The sequence below is a fragment of the Lentibacter sp. genome (genome assembly GCF_965658795.1).
Taxonomy (GTDB): domain Bacteria; phylum Pseudomonadota; class Alphaproteobacteria; order Rhodobacterales; family Rhodobacteraceae; genus Lentibacter.
This window is the reverse complement of the sequence record NZ_CBFHTG010000010.1, coordinates 99,072-117,578: the sequence shown is the minus strand read 5'-3', so window position 1 is coordinate 117,578 and position 18,507 is coordinate 99,072. Positions and strand designations below refer to the sequence as shown.

General features: G+C 55.6%; 19 protein-coding genes. 6 read left to right on the top strand and 13 right to left on the bottom strand.

All coding sequences use genetic code 11. The annotated features are described in order from the left end of the window. The 7 genes from ACTG3X_RS09270 to ACTG3X_RS09240 form a co-directional block, all read right to left on the bottom strand. A partial coding sequence (locus ACTG3X_RS09270) for an organoarsenical effux MFS transporter ArsJ (RefSeq protein WP_439110972.1) occupies positions 1-836 on the bottom strand: 836 nt, incomplete at its 3' end. Further along, on the bottom strand, positions 833-1,831 hold the full coding sequence (locus tag ACTG3X_RS09265; RefSeq protein WP_439110971.1) for an ArsJ-associated glyceraldehyde-3-phosphate dehydrogenase: 999 nt from the start codon (positions 1,829-1,831) through the stop codon (positions 833-835). The genes ACTG3X_RS09270 and ACTG3X_RS09265, both read right to left, overlap by 4 nt. 6 nt (positions 1,832-1,837) lie before the next feature. Continuing rightward, positions 1,838-2,680, bottom strand: coding sequence for a metalloregulator ArsR/SmtB family transcription factor (locus ACTG3X_RS09260; protein WP_439110970.1), 843 nt, complete (start codon positions 2,678-2,680; stop codon positions 1,838-1,840). A gap of 313 nt (positions 2,681-2,993) precedes the next feature. After that, on the bottom strand, positions 2,994-4,373 hold the full coding sequence (locus tag ACTG3X_RS09255; protein ID WP_439110969.1) for a YadA-like family protein: 1,380 nt from the start codon (positions 4,371-4,373) through the stop codon (positions 2,994-2,996). A 19-nt stretch (positions 4,374-4,392) separates the two neighbouring features. Beyond that, positions 4,393-4,755 (bottom strand): hypothetical protein, encoded by a 363-nt coding sequence (locus ACTG3X_RS09250; RefSeq protein ID WP_439110968.1) that lies wholly within the window; start codon positions 4,753-4,755, stop codon positions 4,393-4,395. A 14-nt stretch (positions 4,756-4,769) separates the two neighbouring features. Then, positions 4,770-4,922 carry a hypothetical protein gene (locus ACTG3X_RS09245; protein WP_439110967.1) on the bottom strand — a complete coding sequence of 51 codons (153 nt, stop codon included), beginning with the start codon at positions 4,920-4,922 and terminating at the stop codon, positions 4,770-4,772. 263 nt (positions 4,923-5,185) lie between these two features. Next, positions 5,186-6,841, bottom strand: a complete 1,656-nt coding sequence (locus ACTG3X_RS09240; protein ID WP_439110966.1) for a thiamine pyrophosphate-binding protein — start codon at positions 6,839-6,841, stop codon at positions 5,186-5,188. Positions 6,842-6,979: 138 nt separating this feature from the next. Between ACTG3X_RS09240 and ACTG3X_RS09235 the strand changes: the two genes are divergently transcribed. The 6 genes from ACTG3X_RS09235 to ACTG3X_RS09210 all read left to right on the top strand — a co-directional run bounded on the left by ACTG3X_RS09235 (position 6,980) and on the right by ACTG3X_RS09210 (position 10,788). Further along, a complete protein-coding gene (locus tag ACTG3X_RS09235; RefSeq protein ID WP_439110965.1) occupies positions 6,980-7,594 on the top strand; it encodes a ribonuclease D in 615 nt (204 codons plus the stop codon). 30 nt (positions 7,595-7,624) lie between these two features. After that, positions 7,625-8,239, top strand: a complete 615-nt coding sequence (gene lptC, locus ACTG3X_RS09230; protein ID WP_439110964.1) for an LPS export ABC transporter periplasmic protein LptC — start codon at positions 7,625-7,627, stop codon at positions 8,237-8,239. A 4-nt stretch (positions 8,240-8,243) separates the two neighbouring features. Then, the gene (locus ACTG3X_RS09225; protein ID WP_439110963.1) at positions 8,244-8,729 is read left to right on the top strand and encodes an LptA/OstA family protein; all 486 of its coding nucleotides are present in this window, start codon (positions 8,244-8,246) and stop codon (positions 8,727-8,729) included. Next, positions 8,716-9,483, top strand: coding sequence for an LPS export ABC transporter ATP-binding protein (gene lptB, locus ACTG3X_RS09220; RefSeq protein ID WP_439110962.1), 768 nt, complete (start codon positions 8,716-8,718; stop codon positions 9,481-9,483). The genes ACTG3X_RS09225 and lptB overlap by 14 nt, the downstream gene beginning before the upstream one ends. Positions 9,484-9,708: 225 nt before the next feature. Then, positions 9,709-10,278, top strand: a complete 570-nt coding sequence (gene hpf, locus ACTG3X_RS09215; RefSeq protein ID WP_439110961.1) for a ribosome hibernation-promoting factor, HPF/YfiA family — start codon at positions 9,709-9,711, stop codon at positions 10,276-10,278. Between the two features lie 45 nt (positions 10,279-10,323). Further along, positions 10,324-10,788: a PTS sugar transporter subunit IIA gene (locus tag ACTG3X_RS09210; RefSeq protein WP_439110960.1), complete on the top strand. Its 465-nt coding sequence runs from the start codon at positions 10,324-10,326 to the stop codon at positions 10,786-10,788. Between the two features lie 3 nt (positions 10,789-10,791). Here ACTG3X_RS09210 and ACTG3X_RS09205 read toward each other — a convergent pair whose 3' ends face one another. From ACTG3X_RS09205 to ACTG3X_RS09180, 6 genes are all read right to left on the bottom strand, one after another. Next, complete coding sequence (locus ACTG3X_RS09205; protein WP_439110959.1) at positions 10,792-12,216, bottom strand: sulfotransferase family 2 domain-containing protein; 1,425 nt, start codon at positions 12,214-12,216, stop codon at positions 10,792-10,794. A gap of 4 nt (positions 12,217-12,220) precedes the next feature. Further along, positions 12,221-13,921, bottom strand: coding sequence for a DUF5927 domain-containing protein (locus ACTG3X_RS09200; RefSeq protein WP_439110958.1), 1,701 nt, complete (start codon positions 13,919-13,921; stop codon positions 12,221-12,223). Then, positions 13,918-14,928: a glycosyltransferase family 2 protein gene (locus ACTG3X_RS09195; protein WP_439110957.1), complete on the bottom strand. Its 1,011-nt coding sequence runs from the start codon at positions 14,926-14,928 to the stop codon at positions 13,918-13,920. Before ACTG3X_RS09195 ends, ACTG3X_RS09200 begins: the two co-directional genes overlap by 4 nt. 46 nt (positions 14,929-14,974) lie before the next feature. Next, positions 14,975-16,210 carry a glycosyltransferase family 4 protein gene (locus tag ACTG3X_RS09190; protein WP_439110956.1) on the bottom strand — a complete coding sequence of 412 codons (1,236 nt, stop codon included), beginning with the start codon at positions 16,208-16,210 and terminating at the stop codon, positions 14,975-14,977. A 25-nt stretch (positions 16,211-16,235) separates the two neighbouring features. Further along, complete coding sequence (gene galU / locus ACTG3X_RS09185; RefSeq protein ID WP_439110955.1) at positions 16,236-17,132, bottom strand: UTP--glucose-1-phosphate uridylyltransferase GalU; 897 nt, start codon at positions 17,130-17,132, stop codon at positions 16,236-16,238. A 157-nt stretch (positions 17,133-17,289) separates the two neighbouring features. After that, complete coding sequence (locus ACTG3X_RS09180) at positions 17,290-18,507, bottom strand: glycosyltransferase family 2 protein (protein ID WP_439110954.1); 1,218 nt, start codon at positions 18,505-18,507, stop codon at positions 17,290-17,292.

Genomic DNA, 18,507 nt, shown 5'->3' with positions numbered 1-18,507 from the left:
TGGACAATACCATAGAGGATCGTCCAGACGGCCATGAAGGTCCCGATCATGAAGAAGGCTGTGCGGTTGCCCTCGGTGCTGCCGTCCGACAACACAGCGTAGAAGTAGATCGGGATGCCGACCACAAACCACACGTCTCGCGCGCCGAACAAGAACAACCGTGCAGCACTGAGCCAGTTGATGTTGCGGTTCTTGGAAAACACCTCTGCAAATTTTGTGTCCTTGCGTCCCACTGGCAGGCCCGCTGGCATACCGAACACAACACCGATCAGGATGATAAACAGGACCGCCGCCATCGTCAGTACCGAAGGCACGAAGCCGAAGACGGCCAGCAAAACGGCCCCTAATAGAAAACCGCTTCCCTTCACAGCATTCTTTGATCCAGTTAGAAGTGCCACCCAACGGAACAGCCCCCCGCCCGTCGTTGGGGCGAGTATTTTCACCGCGCTCTTGGAACTCATCTTGGCCAAGTCTTTCGCCACGCCCGATAGGCCCTGCACCAGCATAACAAATACGACAGAAGCGGTGATGCTCCAGGTTGGATCAAGCTGGGTGAGCGCTAAGAGTGCAACCACCTGTAGCGAAAGCCCGACATAAAGCGTCGATGTCAGGCCAAACCGTGCCGCGATCCACCCTGCGGAAAGGTTGGTTACCACACCTGCAATCTCATACAGCACAAACAGATAAGCCAGTTGCACTGGTGAAAACCCAAGCGTGTGAAAGTGCAGCAGCACCAGCATCCGCAACGCACCATCGGTCAGCATGAAAGCCCAATAGGCGGCCGTGACCGTGATGTAGGCGGCGAAGCCTGCTGTCTGTTCTGGTGGCCGTGTCACAGTTTGCCGCCCACCATCAGAGCCACATCAACCAAGCGATGCGCATAGCCCATCTCATTATCATACCAAGCGTAGACTTTAAGCTGCGTGCCGTTCACGACCATCGTTGACGGTGCATCAATGATACCACTGCGCGGGTCGTTGGTATAATCGGACGAGACCAAGGGGCGGGTTTCATAACCAAGAACACCTTTCAGAGACCCCTCAGCGGCAGCTTGGAACAACCCGTTCACCTCTTCCACAGTCGTTTCACGGGCCATCTCAAACACACAATCCGTGATGGAGGCGTTCAAAAGGGGTACACGTACGGCATGGCCGTTTAATTTACCCTTCAATTCGGGATAGATCAGCGTTATCGCCGTCGCAGACCCGGTTGTGGTCGGGATCAGGTTGGTCAGCGCCGAGCGCGCGCGGCGCAAATCCTTCGCGGGGCGGTCCACAATTGTCTGCGTGTTGGTCACATCATGGATCGTCGTGATTGAGCCGTGCTTGATACCGATCCCTTCGAGCAGAACCTTCACCACAGGCGCGAGGCAGTTGGTCGTGCAGCTTGCTGCCGTCACAATCTGGTGGATGTCTGCGTCGTAGATATCATCGTTGACTCCATAGACGATGTTGGCCGTTGGCCCGTCTTTGACCGGCGCAGAAACGACAACCTTTTTCACACCTGCCGCAAAATACGGGGCTAGCTTGGCCTCCGTTTTAAACGCGCCGGTGCAATCAATCACCACATCCACGCCGTCCAACGGCAGCTCTTCCAGATTGCGGGTGCTGGTGACAGGGATGGATGTGCCGTCAATACTGATTGACCTATCGTCGGCTTCAAATTTTGCAGGCCAGCGGCCATGGACAGAGTCAAACTCTAGAAGATGGGCATGCATGGCAGCATCGCCAACGGCGTCGTTGATAAAGGCGATCTTTGCGCCGCGCTCCAAGAGTGGTCGAAGAGCAAGTTTGCCGATGCGGCCGAGGCCATTGAGCGCGTAGGTTGTCATGTTTGGCTATTCCTGTATGGCAGTTTCTTTACTGATTTCATCGACACGTTTTTGTAGTGAACCACGGTCCAAGCTCTCAAACGATAAGGCGGAAAAAGCCATGATGCGGTTGTGCAGCGCGCCGTAGGTTTGGTGGAATGCAAGACGCTTTTCGGCGTCTGTTCCTTCAGCCTTTACTGGGTCTGGCATACCCCAATGGCCGGAGACGGGTTGACCTGGCCAGGCGGGACATTCCTCGTTGGCAGCACGATCGCAGACGGTAAAGATAAAATCCATCTGAGGCGCGTCGGCGCTCTGAAACTCGTCAATGTTTTTGGAGCGAAGAAGCGACACATCATGCCCCTTTGACTTGAGCATTTCTACTGCGAAAGGGTTCAGTTCCGAGCGATGCGCAGTGCCTGCAGAGTAGGCTGTGAACTTGTCGCCTATCTTATCGCGCAAAATGGTCTCGGCCATAATCGAGCGGGCAGAATTACCGGTGCAAACAAATAGCACATTGAAGGTCTTGTCAGTCATTGGTGAGGTACTCCTGAGAAGATCAGAAAATTGTGGCGGGCACAGATCCGCCCTGCCACGACAGCAGTCGACAAATAGACCGGCAACGACTTCGCGGGCTGTGTCGAGATTTACACCATAAAGCAGGCGTGTTCCGTCGCGGCGTTGTGAGATGAGGCCCGCCTGAGTCAGGGCAGACAGGTAGACCGATGCGGTGCTTGCCTTGAGGTCCAATGCTTCGGCGATCTCGCCTGCAGGTAGCTCATCGGGGCAGCGGCGCATGAGCAAGCGAAACACCGCTAGCCGCTGAGGGTGGCTGAGAGTTGCAAGACGATCTGTGAGTAATGATTCCATATTTTATGGATATTGGAAATAAAAGGGATCGGTCAAGTAAAATCATGCCTGAGATACCTGTAAAAAGTCGTGGCCTTCCGCCTAGACATCCATCCTTGCAAACGCAAGTTGCGTTTGAGCTTCTTGAGGTTGGTCAAACCCTTTGTGATGAAACAGGCTGTGATGTCTGCGCGCCGCAGGGGAGTCTTTACTATGACACCCACCATCTCAATGAACTGGGCGCAAATCGCGTAGTGCAGGGCTTTTTCAGCAAATAGCGTTGCCGGTTTTTTGGATGCCCCTTCCCGCTATATGACGGGAAGGGGCGGTCTTGTTACCAGGTCCAGGAGAGACCGGCCTTGTAGGCAGCCTTGCTTTGCGCTGACTTACCGACAGACACGGTCAAAACTGCGCCATTGTTGTACATGTGGCCAAGCCCAAAGCCGACGGCATGGAAGCCACCATAGGAGCCGAGGCCGATGCCCGCGCCTGTCTTGCCTGGTTCAAGGCGAAGCTCGGGTGTGGCTGCCAATACGGCTGCAAGGCCGCTGTAAAGCTGGCGAACGTTGGTGGCATCAAAGTCTGTGGTGCCATCGGCGACGCCGTGTACTTGAATAGGGCGGCCTGTCGCAGAATTAGAGAAAGTTGCGCCATTGTCGGCAAGAGTTAAGCTGCTTGAGCTTGTGCCACCCGAAACAACCGTCTTGTCTTCCTGAACAACAACGCCGTGCGTGTTTCCTGCCGAGTTGGTCACAACCATCGCAGCTGTTGTTCCTGATGTTGTGTCCTCAGTGGTGACAACCTCAAGCTTCCCGTTTTCATCTGCAACAATACGCTTTTCACCATTTTGAGCTATCACCGTAGCTGCCGAAAGCGAAGTTCCCGTGTTGTTAGGGTCTATGCCCATAACTGCGGTTCCTTCATACAGTGTAATCTCAGAGTTACCCGCTCTGGCCAGCATCGTGGTTTCGGTATTTTCATTGCCCAAGACTATCGCGTTTTCGCCAGACCCTGTGGCGATACCAACCGATGTGTTGGCTGTCGCGTTGCCGATAGAAACCGTTGTGCTCAGAATTGATGTTGTATTGGTGCTGTTACCAATTGTTGAAGTTGCTGTGCCGGTTGTGTTGATTGATGTGGTGCCTGTGACTGAGGTTGCCCCCACGATCGTCGTGGCATCGAGTGTTGTGCTGCCATCAACATTGAGGCCAGCGTTAAGGTCTGTAAATCCATCCACATCAAGTGTGCTGCCGAGATCAGTCGCTCCGGTAACATCTAGATTATCTGATACAGTGAAGTTGCCAGTCGCGTTTGCAACTGATCCGTCAACATTAAGATTGTTATTAACATCAACATTTCCGTTCACAACGATACTACTGCCGTTAATCGTTGTTGCCGCCGAACTGTTGCCAAGAGACGTAGCAGATGTACCTGAACTATTAAGTGAAGTTGCCGTTTGAATTGATGTTGAAGTGTAATTGAAAGTACCACCCGCCTTCACAACGCCGTCATCATAACTTCCATCACTGCCGAAACTACCCCCTCCACCTGTATCAACGCCACCGTTATAGATGCCTGATGTGTTGTATCCATAAACAGTGACTGAGCCTGTCTGTGTTGTTGAAGAGGTATAGCTAGCGTCATTCGCTAACGCATTTGTGGCGACAATCGGCGCAAGCGCGGTGCTAATGACAAGAAGTGAACGTACTTTCATTGTATTTATTCTTTCTGGTCTAATCGAGTGTTTCAGTCTTGATAAGCGTGCAAGTCTCTCCTGAAGAGATAAGAGAAATGCGCATTGCGTTGGCGTCTGTCATGACTCTGATGTTGTCTGACAAAAGCGCGCCCTCTCCGAGATCTGCAAACCGTTCTGCACGAACAGTTTCGCAAGGCTTGCCGAGATTTAGGGTGAGAGAGTAGGTTGCTTTGCACCCTTGAGCAGATGGGAAGAATTCCGCCGTCGCGAGCGCTGTTGTGCCGTCTGTCTCCACAGTTGTGAAAACATAAAAGCTGTTTTGGTCAGCAGGGCTCAGCGGTCGGCGGATCGTGGATTTTGTTTTGGCTGTGATCCCAAGAAACGATGTGACTTGCTGCACGCGCGCAGCACAAGTCAGAACCCCAGTTCGACAGCTGCTGTGGTGATCGGGTTTGTGGTCGGGGTCGGCTGTACCGCGTTGTCTTGTGCAAGCGCTACCGTCGAAAGCCCTGTCAAAAACAAAAGAGAAACCATCGCTTTTCGCACATTGTCTCGGTTTTGTTTCATACCCTAGGCCCACCAACTATATCGTACAGCGGTGTTATTTGAGCAGGCCCTGGCCGCACTTGTAGATTGTTCATCAGGGTTAAGTCACTATCTTTGGGGTATATTTCTGCAAAGGAGAGCGATTTTTCGTGCCTGTGTTGAGAGGCCGTCTGCTCTGACTGCCCCGTGCTGCGAATTGCCTTGGCAGCAACCAAACCCCCTCTTCTCAGAAGGGGTTCAATTTGTGTTAAGCACTAACATCAGCCAGCCAAAATTTGAGCTGACTAGATTTCTTCCAGCCTGACCTTCGGTGAAAGCGCTGTTGGGTCCAGTTTCAAGTGGATGAGAGCTGGCTTGCCTGCTTTGCGTGCTTCCGCAAACGCCGCTTCAAACTCCGAATTGCTTGTTACGGTCGCGCCATAGCCGCCATAGGCTTTGGCAATCATTGCAAAGTCGGGGTTCACAAGGCTCGTACCTGAGGGGCGCTTTGGGTAGTGCTTTTGTTGGTGCATGCGGATCGTGCCATACATGCCGTTGTCACAAACCAGTACGATGATATTTGCACCATACTGCGCAGCCGTGCCAAACTCCTGCATCACCATCTGGTAGCAGCCATCGCCCGCAAGGCAGATCACGTCTTGCTCGGGGCGCTCAAGCTTTGCAGCCACGGCAGCGGGCAGCCCGTAGCCCATTGAGCCGCTCGTGGGCGCAAGCTGTGTGCGCCAGCCGCGGTAGCGGTAATAGCGGTGGAGCCAAGATGCATAGTTGCCTGCCCCGTTCGTCAAGATAGCATCATCGCCCAGTGCTGCGTTCAGGTGGCTGATCACCCGCTCCATTTTGAGCGCGCCGGGTGTCTCTTCCGGCTCTTGCCATGCTTCATAAGCTGCGCGCGCAGCGGCCACATCGGATGTGCGCGGGCCTCGCGCTTTGTCGGCCACAGCCAAGAGCTGCTGCATAAATTGCGCAGGCTTGGCCACAATGCCAAGCTCGGGGCGGTAAACACGTCCAAGCTCGCTCGCGTCAGGGTAGACATGGATCAGCCTTTGCTGTGGAACAGGCACATCAAGGAGAGTGTAGCCGCTCGTCGTCATTTCGCCCATGCGCGCGCCAAGCACCAGCAGCACATCAGCCTCTTGCACGCGCTTCGCCAGCGCCGGGTTGATCCCGATGCCCACGTCGCCCGCATAGTTCGGGTGGCGGTTGTCCAGATAATCCTGACAGCGGAAAGAGGCGCCCACAGGCAGCGCGGCAGCCTCTGCAAATGCGCCAAGCGCGCGCGCGCCCTCTGCTGTCCAGCCGCCACCGCCGACAACGACCATCGGACGCTCAGCGGCGGCCAGTTGCGCGGCCACCGCCAGCACATCTGCCTCTGACGCCTCGCCAGAGACCAATGTTGCAGCAGGGGCAGCTGCGGCCACACCCACGGATGACAACATATCCTCTGGCAGAGCCAATACGACAGGGCCGGGTCGCCCGTTTTGCGCGATATGGAAGGCGTGGCTCACATATTCAGGAATGCGGTCCAAGCGGTCAATCTCGCCAACCCATTTGGCAAGCGGCCCAAACATCGCGCGGTAATCAACCTCCTGAAAGGCCTCACGGTCACGTTGGTCGCTTGCGACCTGACCGATAAACAGAACCATGGGTGTGCTGTCTTGCGTCGCCACATGCACACCGGCTGACGCATTGGTTGCACCGGGCCCACGGGTGACAAACGCGACACCGGGCTTGCCCGTGAGCTTGCCATGGGCTTCCGCCATCATGGCGGCACCGCCCTCTTGGCGCGCAACAATCGTATCAATTCCCGAGGCATAAAGCCCGTCGAGCGCAGCCAGATAGCTTTCACCCGGAATACAGAAAACACGGTTCACGCCCTGCGCTTCGAGTGCCTCTACAAGGATTTCTCCGCCGTGGCGTGCGCTGGTTGTGCTGGTGGTCATAGTCTCTGTCTCCGGGCTGATTTGCGGCCACCGTAGCCAGAGACGCAGAGCAAGGGAAGCACCCTCTGCTTGCTTGAATTCGCGGCGCAAGCCAGTATGACAGGAGAAACTCCGCGTCAGGCGCAAAAGGCAGATCACATGACAAATCATCTCTACCAGAACGACCTTCCAGATGGCCTCGACCTTGGCCCAATCGTGGCCATTGATTGCGAGACCATGGGTTTGCATCCTCACCGCGACAGGCTTTGTGTTGTGCAGCTCTCTTCAGGCGATGGTCATGCGCATCTTGTGCAGGTGGCCCAAGGCCAGACCGAAGCGCCGAACCTGTGCGCGATGCTGACCAACCCTGATGTGCTCAAGCTGTTTCACTTTGGCCGTTTTGACATTGCTGTCTTGCAGCACACCTTTGGTGCGCTGACTGCGCCTGTTTACTGCACCAAGATCGCCAGCCGCCTCGTGCGTACCTATACAGACAGGCACGGCCTGAAAAACCTGCTCCAAGAGCTGCTCAACCAAGATATCTCCAAGCAACAGCAAAGCTCTGATTGGGGCGCAGATGCGCTTACCAAGGCGCAGATCGAATATGCAGCGTCGGATGTCCTGTACCTTCACAAGCTGCGCGAAAAGCTCGAAGTCATGCTTGCCCGTGAAGGCCGCGATGAGCTTGCGCAGGCGTGTTTCCGCTTCTTGCCGACACGTGCGCTGCTTGATCTGGAAGGCTGGCCAGAAACCGATATCTTCGCTCACGCTTAAAGCGCTGCGGCGAAAAGGGGCCCTGAACACATGCAAAGCCGGATAGACAGGCATACACGGCTGGTGGCATGGGCAAAGATTGTGCTGCCCATCATTGCTCTGGGTATGCTGTCGACGTTGTTTTTGCTCTCCAAAAGCGTTGACCCTGTTTCAACAATACCCTTCTCCGAGAGCGACCTGGCTGCGCGAACAGAAGGCCAGCAGATCTCTGGCCCCGAGGTCTTTGGTGTCACGCCCCGCGGAGATCTCATCTCAGTGCGCGCCGCACTCGCGCGCCAGAATGCTGAAGATATCTTGCTGATGGAAGCCGTCGATATCGCCGCTCAAATCAAGCTGACATCTGGTCAGACGGTGGAGCTGTCTTCGGCAACGGCAACACATAACGCAGATGCGGGGCTTGTTACCCTTGTTGACAAAGTCACCGCTGTCACGAGCACAGGCTATACATTCGCAGCGCGTGCGCTTGTGCTGAGCCTTAGAAACCTCGAGGCTGAAAGCATGGGGCGCGTCACGGGGGCGGGGCCTGGCTTTACCTTTGAGGCGGGTCAAATGACACTTGAGGTTCCCAAGGGGGAAAAAGAGGCGCATATTTTGCTAAAAGACGGGGTCAAGCTGGTGTATACCCCTCTCAAGAATGAGGAATAGATCTTTGCGCTTTGGTTTTTTGATTGTCACATCGCTCTGCGCCGTGCTGGCTGGCCCGGTGCTATCGCAAGGGAGCAGCATTGCCTTTGGCAACATCAAGCAAGACGCAAGCGCGCCCGTTGAAGTGTCTGCTGATACGATGGATATCAACCAGAGCACAGGCACAGCCACCCTGTCGGGTAATGTGCTTATCGGGCAGGGCGCTATGCGCTTGTCGGCCAGTTCTGTGAGTATTGTCTACAATTCTGACCGCTCCCAAATTGCGCGGCTTCAGGCCTCTGGTGGCGTGACATTGGTGAGTGGCGAAGACGCAGCCGAAGCCGCCAGCGCTGACTATGACGTGAGCACGGGGCTGATTGTTTTGTCCGGCAATGTGCTGCTTGTGCAGGGCCAGGCCGCTATTACGGCCGATAGAATGCGCGTTGACACAAGTGCAGGGACGGCCCGCATGGAAGGTCAGGTAAAGACGGTGCTTGATGTCAAAAACTGATGCGCCCACCTTTTCTGTGACCGAGGGCCAAACAGGCCTGCAGGTGCGCAACTTGCGCAAAAGTTATAAGCGCAGGCCTGTTATTCGCGATGTGTCGCTCGAGCTGAAGCGCGGCGAGGTTGTTGCCCTTCTCGGGCCGAACGGCTCGGGAAAGACAACCACGTTTTACGCCATCGCGGGTCTTGTTCAGGCCGAAGGCGGACATGTGATTCTTGACGATGTCGACGTGACCGATCTGCCGATGTACCGCCGCGCGCGGCTGGGAATCGGGTATCTGCCGCAAGAAATGTCCATCTTTCGGGGCCTCTCTGTCGAAGACAATATCGCAGCGGTTCTCGAAATTGTTGAGCCCAACCGCCGCGAACGGGCCAAAAAGCTCGAAGAGCTTCTGTCCGAGTTCTCTATCGAGCATCTGCGTCGCGCGCCGGCTATGGCCCTTTCAGGGGGTGAGCGGCGGCGTGTCGAGATCGCGCGGTGCCTTGCTGCGAACCCGTCATATCTGCTTCTGGACGAGCCTTTTGCAGGGGTTGACCCGATTTCGGTTGGCGATATCCGTGGCCTTGTTTCCGACCTCAAAAAGCGCGGAATTGGTGTGTTGATCACAGATCACAACGTCCGCGAAACCCTCGAAATCGTTGATCGCGCGTATATTTTGCACGATGGCACCGTGCTGATGTCTGGCGCGCCTGAAGAGGTTGTCCAAAACGAAAACGTGCGTCGCGTTTATCTTGGTGACAGCTTCCGCATCTCCTGATTTTTACCAAACTCTCGCGGTTTCGGTTGACAAGACATGCCCCTCTGGCCTCAAATCAACTTATGGCAAACCGTCTTTGTGCTTTGTGTGAAGGTCATCCTGCATTTCTTGCAGCGCCCCTCCTCAACCTGACGAAAAGCCTTAACTCCGGATAAACCTTTTGCTTCTGTGCCGCTTTTTTGCGGCCCGAAATTGTGGTTTGTCCTAAATAGAAAAGGATATGAGATGCGCTACCAAATCAGTGGAAAGCAGATCGACATCGGCGAGGCCCTTCAAATTCATGTGAAAGAAGAGCTCGGCGCAGCTGTTGCGAAGTACTCAGAGCGACCTGTCGAGGCGATGGTTGTGTTTTCCAAGAGCGGTCACGAATTTAACTGTGAATCTACCGTGCATCTTTCGACAGGTCTCACCGCGTCCGCCAAGGCCAGCGCCAACGAGATCTACGCTGCGTTTGATGGGTGTTGCGAGAAAATGGAAAAACAACTTAGGCGTTACAAGCGCCGCCTGAAAGACCACCATAAAGATAGGGTAGAGCCTGTTGAACTTTTTGGCGCGTCCTCGTATATCCTCGCTTCAGACCAAGAAAATCAGGAATCAGAGCCAGATACCCTGCAACCTATGATCATTGCAGAGATGGAAACCAAAATTCAATCGCTCTCAGTTGGTGAAGCTGTTATGCAAATGGAACTATCTGGCGCCCCTGTGCTGGTTTTCCGCAACGAGAGTAAAGAGGGTCTCAACGTCGTATATCGCCGAGAAGACGGCAACATCGGTTGGATCGACCCAGGTAAATAACAGACGCGTTTCTTTTTTGAGCGTCTGTGGAGCAGTAGGCGCACTATGGAAATGTCATCTCTATTGAAGCCCGAGGCGGTCAGGGTTCTGTCCTCCGCCTCGAGCAAAAAGCGCCTCTTGCAAGAGCTTGGCGAAACGGCTGGCTCTGTCTATGGCGTTGACCCGGTCCTTGCCATTCGTGCGCTGCAAGAGCGTGAGAGCCTTGGCCCAACAGGTGTTGGCAATGGCGTCGCCCTGCCCCACGCGCGTGTCGAAGGGCTTGAAAAGGTCGTAGGTGTCTTTGTTCTGCTAGAGCGCCCCATCGAGTTTGACTCTGTGGATAAGCTTCCTGTTGATCTTGCGTTTGCACTCTTCGCCCCAAGCGACGCTGGTGTCGAGCACCTGAAGGCCCTGGCCAAAGTGAGCCGTGCGCTGCGCGACCCGGGCCGCTGCGCCAAGCTGCGCTCTAATAAAAACGCCAGCACACTCTACACGATCATCACCGAAGATCTGAGCCAGCAAGTCGCCTAAACGTCACTTCCAGCTCGAAAACCCGAACACGAGATAGTCGCGTTGGTAGGCATCGGCCACCCGCGCTTCGACCTCTGCGTCGTAGATATCGTCTAGCGCAAAGGGCGTATCAGCAGCAGCCGTGGGCAAAGCCACATCTTGGCTCACGCCCACTTGCATGGCGAGCGCAGGGAGGTAGGCCTCAAGCTCGTCTTCCCGCAGCACAAAATCGGGCAAGGCAAAGTTGCCCATCCCCTGCAATATCCCCGCTTGCGTGCCCCAAGACGCGTCAGCGCGCACGGCTGTCTGGTCGGAAACATTCGCTTTCACAAAATCCAGAAAGGCAAGAAACGCGGCGCGGTGCTCATCCCGTGTCCAGCTTCCATCAGGTGCATCTTGTGGAATCGGTAGCTTGTGCACCCGACGCAATGTGCGCCTGATTTCGGTAAAGCACTTTGGCCCCTTGTTTAAGATCCGTTCACAAAAAGCATGGTGCGCGCGCAGCGCAGGGTGGCGCACCACGCTGAAAGAGCGGTGCCCCGTGTTGGTGCGCATCCATTGGCGCAGGGTCTTCTGCTTAAAGTCGGTTTGCAGCGCATCTGTGGTCACACCGTCAAGCGCCGCCATCCATGTCAGTATCTCGTCTTCAGGCGCCGAGCGTACGGGCAAAAACAGCAGTGGCGTTTTTGCGCAGGCCACATAGCTGGGCACAGCCGCACCGCGCCGCGCCTCAAAATTTGGCGTGCGTCCGAGGCCGAAGTGGTCTGTGGTTGCTAGGGCCGTTTCCATCTCGTCAAAGTTGGCCACTTTTTCGCTCAGTGGCTCAGGGTTCTGGCGCTTGAGGTTGCGGTCAAGCCGCTCCAGTTTGTCGGGTTGCTCAAGAAAGGCTGCCAGCCCGTTCATAACGTCGACATCCTGCAAGTCTTCATATGCCACATAAAAAGCAGTCTGCCCTGTGATCTGCAACGCCTTCAGCAGCCGCAGCTGAAAGGCCTGCAGCGCCTTCAGGTGCGCGCCGAACTCCTTGGCATCAAAGGTGGCTTTCGCATCCTTGCGTTTGGCCACGTTGGTGAGCTTCCACTGGCCGGTCTCTTGGGCAATCTTCCAGCTGACATAGCTTTCCACAGGGTTGCGCGTGAGAATGATCTTGGCGCAGCGCTCATCGTTCAGAATGCTCTCCAGCACGCGTGGCTCGTGATCGTGGAAAAACCGGAATCCGGCCAAGCCTTGCGCATGTTTGACCGCGTCAATCAGGACATGAGGGTCGCGGTTGCGCGCCTCCTCGCTCACGCCCAAACAATCCTCTCGGTTGGGATAGCCGATGAAATGAGGGTTAAACGCTTCACCCAGACAGCTTAGCGCAGGGAAGGCGTTGATATTGGCTTCCAAAAAGTTCGAGCCAGTCCGCATCTCCGCAAACACGACAAAATAATCAAAGCGTTTGCTCATAGCTCTACTTTACCAAATAGGGTTTCGGGGTCGGTTTATGCACAGCCGAAGGGCTGCCCACCACGGGGAAATCGCCCATGAGGTAGGGGTGCATACCTTGGTTTTTGAGGTTCTGTAGAAACTGCCCAAAACCTGACAGATCGTTCATCTTGGGCGCTTCTGCCAAGCGGCGCAGAGATTTGAAGCCAATCTCGTCGATGATTGTTTGCAGGTGTTCCATCGGGTTTTCGATAAAGTCGGCCATCGTCCAAATACGGATGCGCGCCTTTGAGTGGGGCGAGCGCAAGACGTCGAGAAACTCGCTTTCGACTTTCTGAAGCTCTGCCGCTTCGGCGCGCAGCTCGCTGAAGTTCTTGTTGGAACGAAACAGCGGTACAGCCCAGGCACCGCTGATCACCGAAATCTGCGCATTCGGGTCGCCCGCCATCAGCCATGTCAGATCCTGGTTGTCTGCGGGGCCGAACTGAAAGCACTGTCGCTCGCCGCGTGTATTCCACACCAGACTGGTGAGAAAGGCGCGCGAATTATAGTCGCGCACGGCTGCACTATCGCTCAGTGCGCCGTTGATCACGCTTTGCTCCCCTGCAAAATGCACCCGATCAGTGGCAAAAAGGTGGCCGTGAACCTTTGCGCCAGTGGCTTTTGAAAACCACGGTTCAAAGTCTTCAAACAGGTCGGCAAAGCCCTGCAAGACCGAATATTGCCCCGAGGTTGTCCCGTTTTCCCAGCCGTGGTTGGGAAAACGGCTGTGCATATACAGCCCGGGCCGTCCGCGTGTACGGCGGTCTACGGCCTTGGCAAATATGCGGTCGATCTTGCCGGGGTTTGGCTCTGTGCGGTTTGCGGGGCTCTCTTTACTGGCCAGAAAAACCTCGTAGAGGCGGTTCGCATGGGGCCATATTTTGCGCGCCACAAAACAGTCAGAGCGCTTCAGGAGCTGGAGGTGGTCATCATAAAAGATGTGTGGCTTGCCCTGAAAGTCAAACTTCGAAAGCGTGAGAGACCGGCTCTCGATCTTCTGGCTGCATTGGCGCGCCAGCGTTTGAAAGTAGCTTTCATCAGGAATCCAGACGCGCTTGAAATAGTTGTCATAAAGCTTGCGATCTGGCCCTTCCAGAATACCCGAAAGAGTCTGCCGTGTCAGGCACCACCACTGGCTGCCCATATGCGGCACAACGCCGTTGGGCATCCTGCGTTTAAAGCGCAGCGCACGCTGGATCGCGACATAGCGGTCAAAAAGGATCCGATGCCGCTTCCAGCTGAAAGGGAAGCGCAGAGTAAAGCGCTCTTCGTCCAAGCCGCCCACTGTCCAAGGGACATCGGCAGTCGTGGCGCTTTCGATAAAGTCGGTGTTGGGCCGCTCGGCCAGATAATCTATCAGCTCTTCAACCGGGCGCAGCGGCAAGCATGAGCCACTGGCAAGGTAGACATGGCGCACCTCTGCAAAGCTTGCCAACATCAGCTCGCTGGCTTCCTGCGTGGCCGCAACAATCCCCCATGTGCCCCACTCACAGCGGTGGCGGTTGGAAAAACGGATATTGTCCAGATCACCCAACTTGCCTTTGAAGGCGTTAAACGCTGCGCGCGGCACGGCCTTATCTACATGGATCACAACAGGGCAGCCCGCAGCGTTCCAATGCCGTGCGATCTGCTCGGCCCGGTCAAACGCGGTATGTACCAGCATGATGATGCCCACACTGCTCATGCCCAGTTCCCCTTTGACATGAGACCAAGGATCTCAAGCTGTCGCCAGTTGATGTATTTTTCGCTCCACTTACACCAAAGGTCGGGTTTGTCCTTCAGGCTCTCGGCATAGGCGCGGTATTCTACACTGGCCGAATAATGCTGGCGCCGCTCAAGCTCTTCGGCGGCCTTGTGGGTAAATGTATCCAGAAATTTGGTGTGCAAAAGTACGCCGCTGGCCTTCTCTCCGCCCCATTCGTCATAAACAAGGTTAAGCCCGCGCGGCAGCAACATATGCGTCGAGCTTACGTAAGCATAGCGCCTGTCCCATTTCACCAGGGGTATCTTGTTGAGTGCGGGGGCCTTTGCGGGCTTGTCCTTGAAGAACGTGCGCGCGCGTGGCCCGCCCTGTATCCACAGGTTTCCAAACTTCTTGTTCTTGGTGATCATGTAGTTGCCGGAGTCAAACCAGCTGGTGATCTCAAGCGGGTTCTGCCCCTCTTGGTAAGGCTGCGCATCAATACGCCCCTTTGGGTACATATCCAGCAGCATGGCGCTAAAGCTCTTGATAGAGCTTGCATCCAGCCAGTCGGTGAGCGCTCTGATAGGGCGTGTGTCACAAAACGGGTAAATCAGGAATTCGTCAGGATCGACCACAAGAGCCCAATGTCCGTGGGCATATTTCATTTGCAACCAGTTGAGCCAATCCACGCCAAAGCGCGCACGTTTATAGCTGCGCGCCGTATGAAAGACAGTCACATCGGGTTGCTCCATCAGGTATTCCAGAGAGCCATCGCCGCTGTCATTGTCGACGATAAAGAAGTGATCAACCCCTTGGTCGCGGTAATATTTCAGGAAATAGGGCAGGCGCACCTTTTCGTTGCGCATGGTTGTGAAGCAAAGAATATCGTCGGGCTTGATTGTTGCAGAGCGGTCAGACATCGCCTTCAGCTCGCGGCGTTTACGAAACGCGCGAATGCGCCAACGGCGGCGCTGCAGTCTTAAGCGATACGATTGGACCAAGCCCACCTGCTACTTCACCTCACTACTCAAACACTTACAAAAACCAGCTATCTCACGTCTCACTTAAGACGAGGTTGAAATGTTCGGTCCATGTCGGCGGGGCGAAGGCTTCTTTTTGTGGCCTCTGTCCTGTCCGCCTGCTCTCAGCCAATGACATTATTCGACGTATCCAAAGATAGCTGTCATTCACGCTTGCGTAAACGGGAATATCGGCCAAAATCTCCCTGTAAACAGGGAGTTCTGTGCAAATAACGGGTATATTGCGCCCTGCCGCTTCCAAAACAGGGAGGCCATACCCCTCCGAAAGGCTAGGAAAAACAACGCCTGCGGCTTGATCCAGAAGCGCAGCAATCGCCCCGTCGTTCAGCCCTGCGACCTCGTGTATAAAGCGTCCTTTCAGGCGCGAGTTGTCCAAACGGAAGAAGAATTCTTCGTTTTTCCAACCACGCTGCCCGCAAATAACCAGATGCGGCATTTCTTGGGGGGGAACCTGCTTCTCGATCTGCTCCCAGACATCCATCAGAAAGAGATGGTTTTTACGTGGCTCGATTGTCCCGACACAGAGAAAATATGGCTCGTCAAATGGCATACCCTTGGGCAGCGCGCTGGGGTCGGCTTGGGGGAGCTCAACACCCAGATGCGCCACCAGTCCGCGTGGGACGCGGCCCATTTGGCCCATGTGGGTCTCTGCGCTGTTCTGTGTGGCGCGCGAGTTATAGATCGCAAGATCTGCCTTGGCAGACACGCGGCGCAGAAACAGCTCAAACCGCTCAACCGACCCCTCACGCTGAAAATGGGGTAAATCAAGCGGGATCGTGTCGTGGACAAACACCGATATTGTGCTGCCCCGAAGCGCTTTTACCCCTGTCGTGACAAAGTCGGTCAGGTTGCTGTGGCCCGTGTTGAGGTAGGCGGTTCTATCTGGCAGGTGCCGCTTGAGCATTCGGCCCAGCCCGCGTCTTGTACAGCGGGCAATGGCCAGTTTGCGCGCGTCTGTCAGCGCGCGTTGCAGCTCTGGGCCCAGTTTTGAAAACACTTTTGCCAAGCGGCTGGCTGGCCCCCAAGGTGCTTTGCCATCAATTTTGGTGGCAAAAGCTCTTAGACCTGCCTCATCCAGCAGCAAAAAGCCGAGTGGTGTGCGGATCAGCCCGAAGGCTGGCACATCGCTCTTGAGTACCGCGTCAAGATAGGCCCGCTCGACACGGTCAACACCTGTCAGCACACGCCCCGCGCGGCTGATCAGCCGAGACAGGTCTAAAAGCCGCGCATGTGGTGTGTCTCTTGTCATAGGGTTTCAAAGCCCATGTCGGGCGTTACTCTGCAGCTTTGCGGCTGTTGGTCACCACATGTTGCAAATAGCCCATCAAGTCGTCGCGCAGCTCTGGTCTGTCGAGGCCAAATGAAACGGTCGCTTGCAAGAAGCCCGATTTAGACCCGCAGTCAAAGCGCTGCCCGCGGAAGCGGTAGCCATAGACGGGGCGGCCCTCGTCGATCTCGTCAGCAATCGCATCTGTCAGCTGGATCTCGCCACCCGCGCCCGACTTTTTCTTGTTGAGGTTGCGCAGCACATCAGGTGTCAGGATGTAGCGACCAATCACAGCAAGGTTGGAAGGGGCCTCGCCTACGGCAGGCTTTTCAACCATGCCTTTGACACTCACCCGCGCGCCCATATCGTCCTGCACATCGAGAATACCATAAGAGCTTGTTTGCGACTGGGGCACTTCCATTGCCGCAACCATACAGCCGGGGTTTTCCTCGTAGGCTTCTACCATCTGCTGCAAACAGGGCTTTTCTGCCGCGATCACGTCATCAGGGAGGATAACGGCAAAAGGCTCGTTTGAGATAAGGCGGCGTGCGCACCACACGGCGTGGCCCAGCCCAAGCGCCTTGTGCTGGCGGATATAAGCAATCGCGCCGCTTTCCATATTGGTGGATTGTAGAATATCGAGAAGCTCGTCTTTGCCTTTTTTGCGAAGGGTCTGCTCAAGCTGCGGCGCTTCGTCAAAATAGTCTTCAAGCGCGCCTTTGCCGCGAGAGGTGACAAAGATAAACTCTTTGATTCCTGCGGCACGGGCTTCATCAATCGCATATTGAATGAGGGGGCGGTCAACCAATGTCATAATTTCTTTGGGGACCGACTTTGTCGCTGGTAAAAAACGTGTTCCAAGCCCTGCGACAGGGAAAATGGCTTTGGTAATCTTCTTTTTCATTACTGACCTCGTTACTAAAAAGGCGTGTCGTTTGGCGCACACCATATTGTTCGATACAATGGCATGAAACTTGCCCAGCGAGTATACTATAGGTCTTAAAAATGAGACAAAGACGGGGAAATTTCTTCACTGTGGCGCTTTTGTTAACATTCAAGCCTCAGCCGCGCGCTAATTTCACCCTGTTTTGCTCACGCTTCACCCTGCTTTCAAAGGCTGTCAGCCTAAAGAGTGGCTCGTCGCGCTGGGCTTTGCCAAACTGGCCTCCTGCCTGCTCCCAATAGCCTGCTTCATCAAAGCGGACATGGTGAAACCTTGTGCCAAGTGAGAACAAATAGAGCGAAACAGTCGCGCCATCCTTGGCCATCCTTGCGGCCGCGTGGCGCAGCTTTGCGCGCTGCCGCCAGCGCCCCGAAAGGGTCACATGCCCGCTACGATCAGGCCGAAACCCCAGAAAAGGCGGCGGCTGGTGCAGACCATCTGCATACTGTCCAAAGTCACGCGTCTTGCCCGCGTCAAAGCCCGCTTCAAGGCTTTCCAGAACAAGCGTTGCGGCGGTTTGGTTCAGCAGCCCTCGGCTGACCTGGTCGGCCAGGCGGCTGGTCTGCTCGTCGCGCATCTCCTCACACCGCGGCCCCAGCGGCAGGCCAAACTTGCGCAAAAGCAGCACAGTGCTCGCCCCCACATCAAAAAGGTCAGTCACAGTGCGGTCGGCCATGCGCCGCGTGCTCGCCCGATAGGCATGGTGCACCTCGGCGCTGGGGCAAAGCGCTGTTTTGTGGTGCGCTTGCGCCAGCCGCAGGTTGAGGTCGGTCTCATCAAGGAAAAAGTGAAACCCCTCGTCAAACCCGCCCAGCGCCACGAGCACATCACGGCGCACCGCCATATTCGTGCCTTCGGTTTTGACAGCCCGCCCCGCAGGCACCTCTGGTACAAAAGGTCTGTCGCCAACAGCTGCAAGCGGTGTGGCATGCCCTGTCTCGTCCACTTGTCGCGCAGTCCACTGAAAGGATATTCCGTTGCGTCCGCGCACATATCCGCCCGCGCACACGACTTCAGGCAAGCCAAACCCGGCCACAAGGTTGCGCAGCCACAAAGGCTCAGCCGCCGCATCATCATCGACAAATGCAATAATCTCGCCCGCCGCCTCGGCCACACCCTTGTTGCGCGCGGCGGCGATGTTTTGCTCCTCAAAAGGCACAAGCTTGAGGCGCCCCGCAAAGTGGCTTTCGCTCACATAAGCACAAGCAGCCAGATCCGCGACAACGACAATTTCATATGGCTCATAAGCTTGCCCTGCCAGCGCCGAAAGACACCACATCAGGCTCTCTGGCCGCCCGTGGCTCACAACAACAACGCTGACAGACGGCGCAGCCAT

Bases quoted from the DNA above. Each gene is read 5' to 3' on its own strand.
- ACTG3X_RS09265 (WP_439110971.1), bottom strand. From the start codon at position 1,831: ATGACAACCTACGCGCTCAATGGCCTCGGCCGCATCGGCAAACTTGCT.
- ACTG3X_RS09260 (WP_439110970.1), bottom strand. From the start codon at position 2,680: ATGGAATCATTACTCACAGATCGTCTTGCAACTCTCAGCCACCCTCAG.
- ACTG3X_RS09255 (WP_439110969.1), bottom strand. From the start codon at position 4,373: ATGAAAGTACGTTCACTTCTTGTCATTAGCACCGCGCTTGCGCCGATT.
- ACTG3X_RS09245 (WP_439110967.1), bottom strand. From the start codon at position 4,922: ATGAAACAAAACCGAGACAATGTGCGAAAAGCGATGGTTTCTCTTTTG.
- ACTG3X_RS09240 (WP_439110966.1), bottom strand. From the start codon at position 6,841: ATGACCACCAGCACAACCAGCGCACGCCACGGCGGAGAAATCCTTGTA.
- ACTG3X_RS09235 (WP_439110965.1), top strand. From the start codon at position 6,980: ATGACAAATCATCTCTACCAGAACGACCTTCCAGATGGCCTCGACCTT.
- lptC (WP_439110964.1), top strand. From the start codon at position 7,625: ATGCAAAGCCGGATAGACAGGCATACACGGCTGGTGGCATGGGCAAAG.
- lptB (WP_439110962.1), top strand. From the start codon at position 8,716: ATGTCAAAAACTGATGCGCCCACCTTTTCTGTGACCGAGGGCCAAACA.
- hpf (WP_439110961.1), top strand. From the start codon at position 9,709: ATGCGCTACCAAATCAGTGGAAAGCAGATCGACATCGGCGAGGCCCTT.
- ACTG3X_RS09210 (WP_439110960.1), top strand. From the start codon at position 10,324: ATGGAAATGTCATCTCTATTGAAGCCCGAGGCGGTCAGGGTTCTGTCC.
- ACTG3X_RS09205 (WP_439110959.1), bottom strand. From the start codon at position 12,216: ATGAGCAAACGCTTTGATTATTTTGTCGTGTTTGCGGAGATGCGGACT.
- ACTG3X_RS09200 (WP_439110958.1), bottom strand. From the start codon at position 13,921: ATGAGCAGTGTGGGCATCATCATGCTGGTACATACCGCGTTTGACCGG.
- ACTG3X_RS09190 (WP_439110956.1), bottom strand. From the start codon at position 16,210: ATGACAAGAGACACACCACATGCGCGGCTTTTAGACCTGTCTCGGCTG.
- galU (WP_439110955.1), bottom strand. From the start codon at position 17,132: ATGAAAAAGAAGATTACCAAAGCCATTTTCCCTGTCGCAGGGCTTGGA.
- ACTG3X_RS09180 (WP_439110954.1), bottom strand. From the start codon at position 18,507: ATGGCTGCGCCGTCTGTCAGCGTTGTTGTTGTGAGCCACGGGCGGCCA.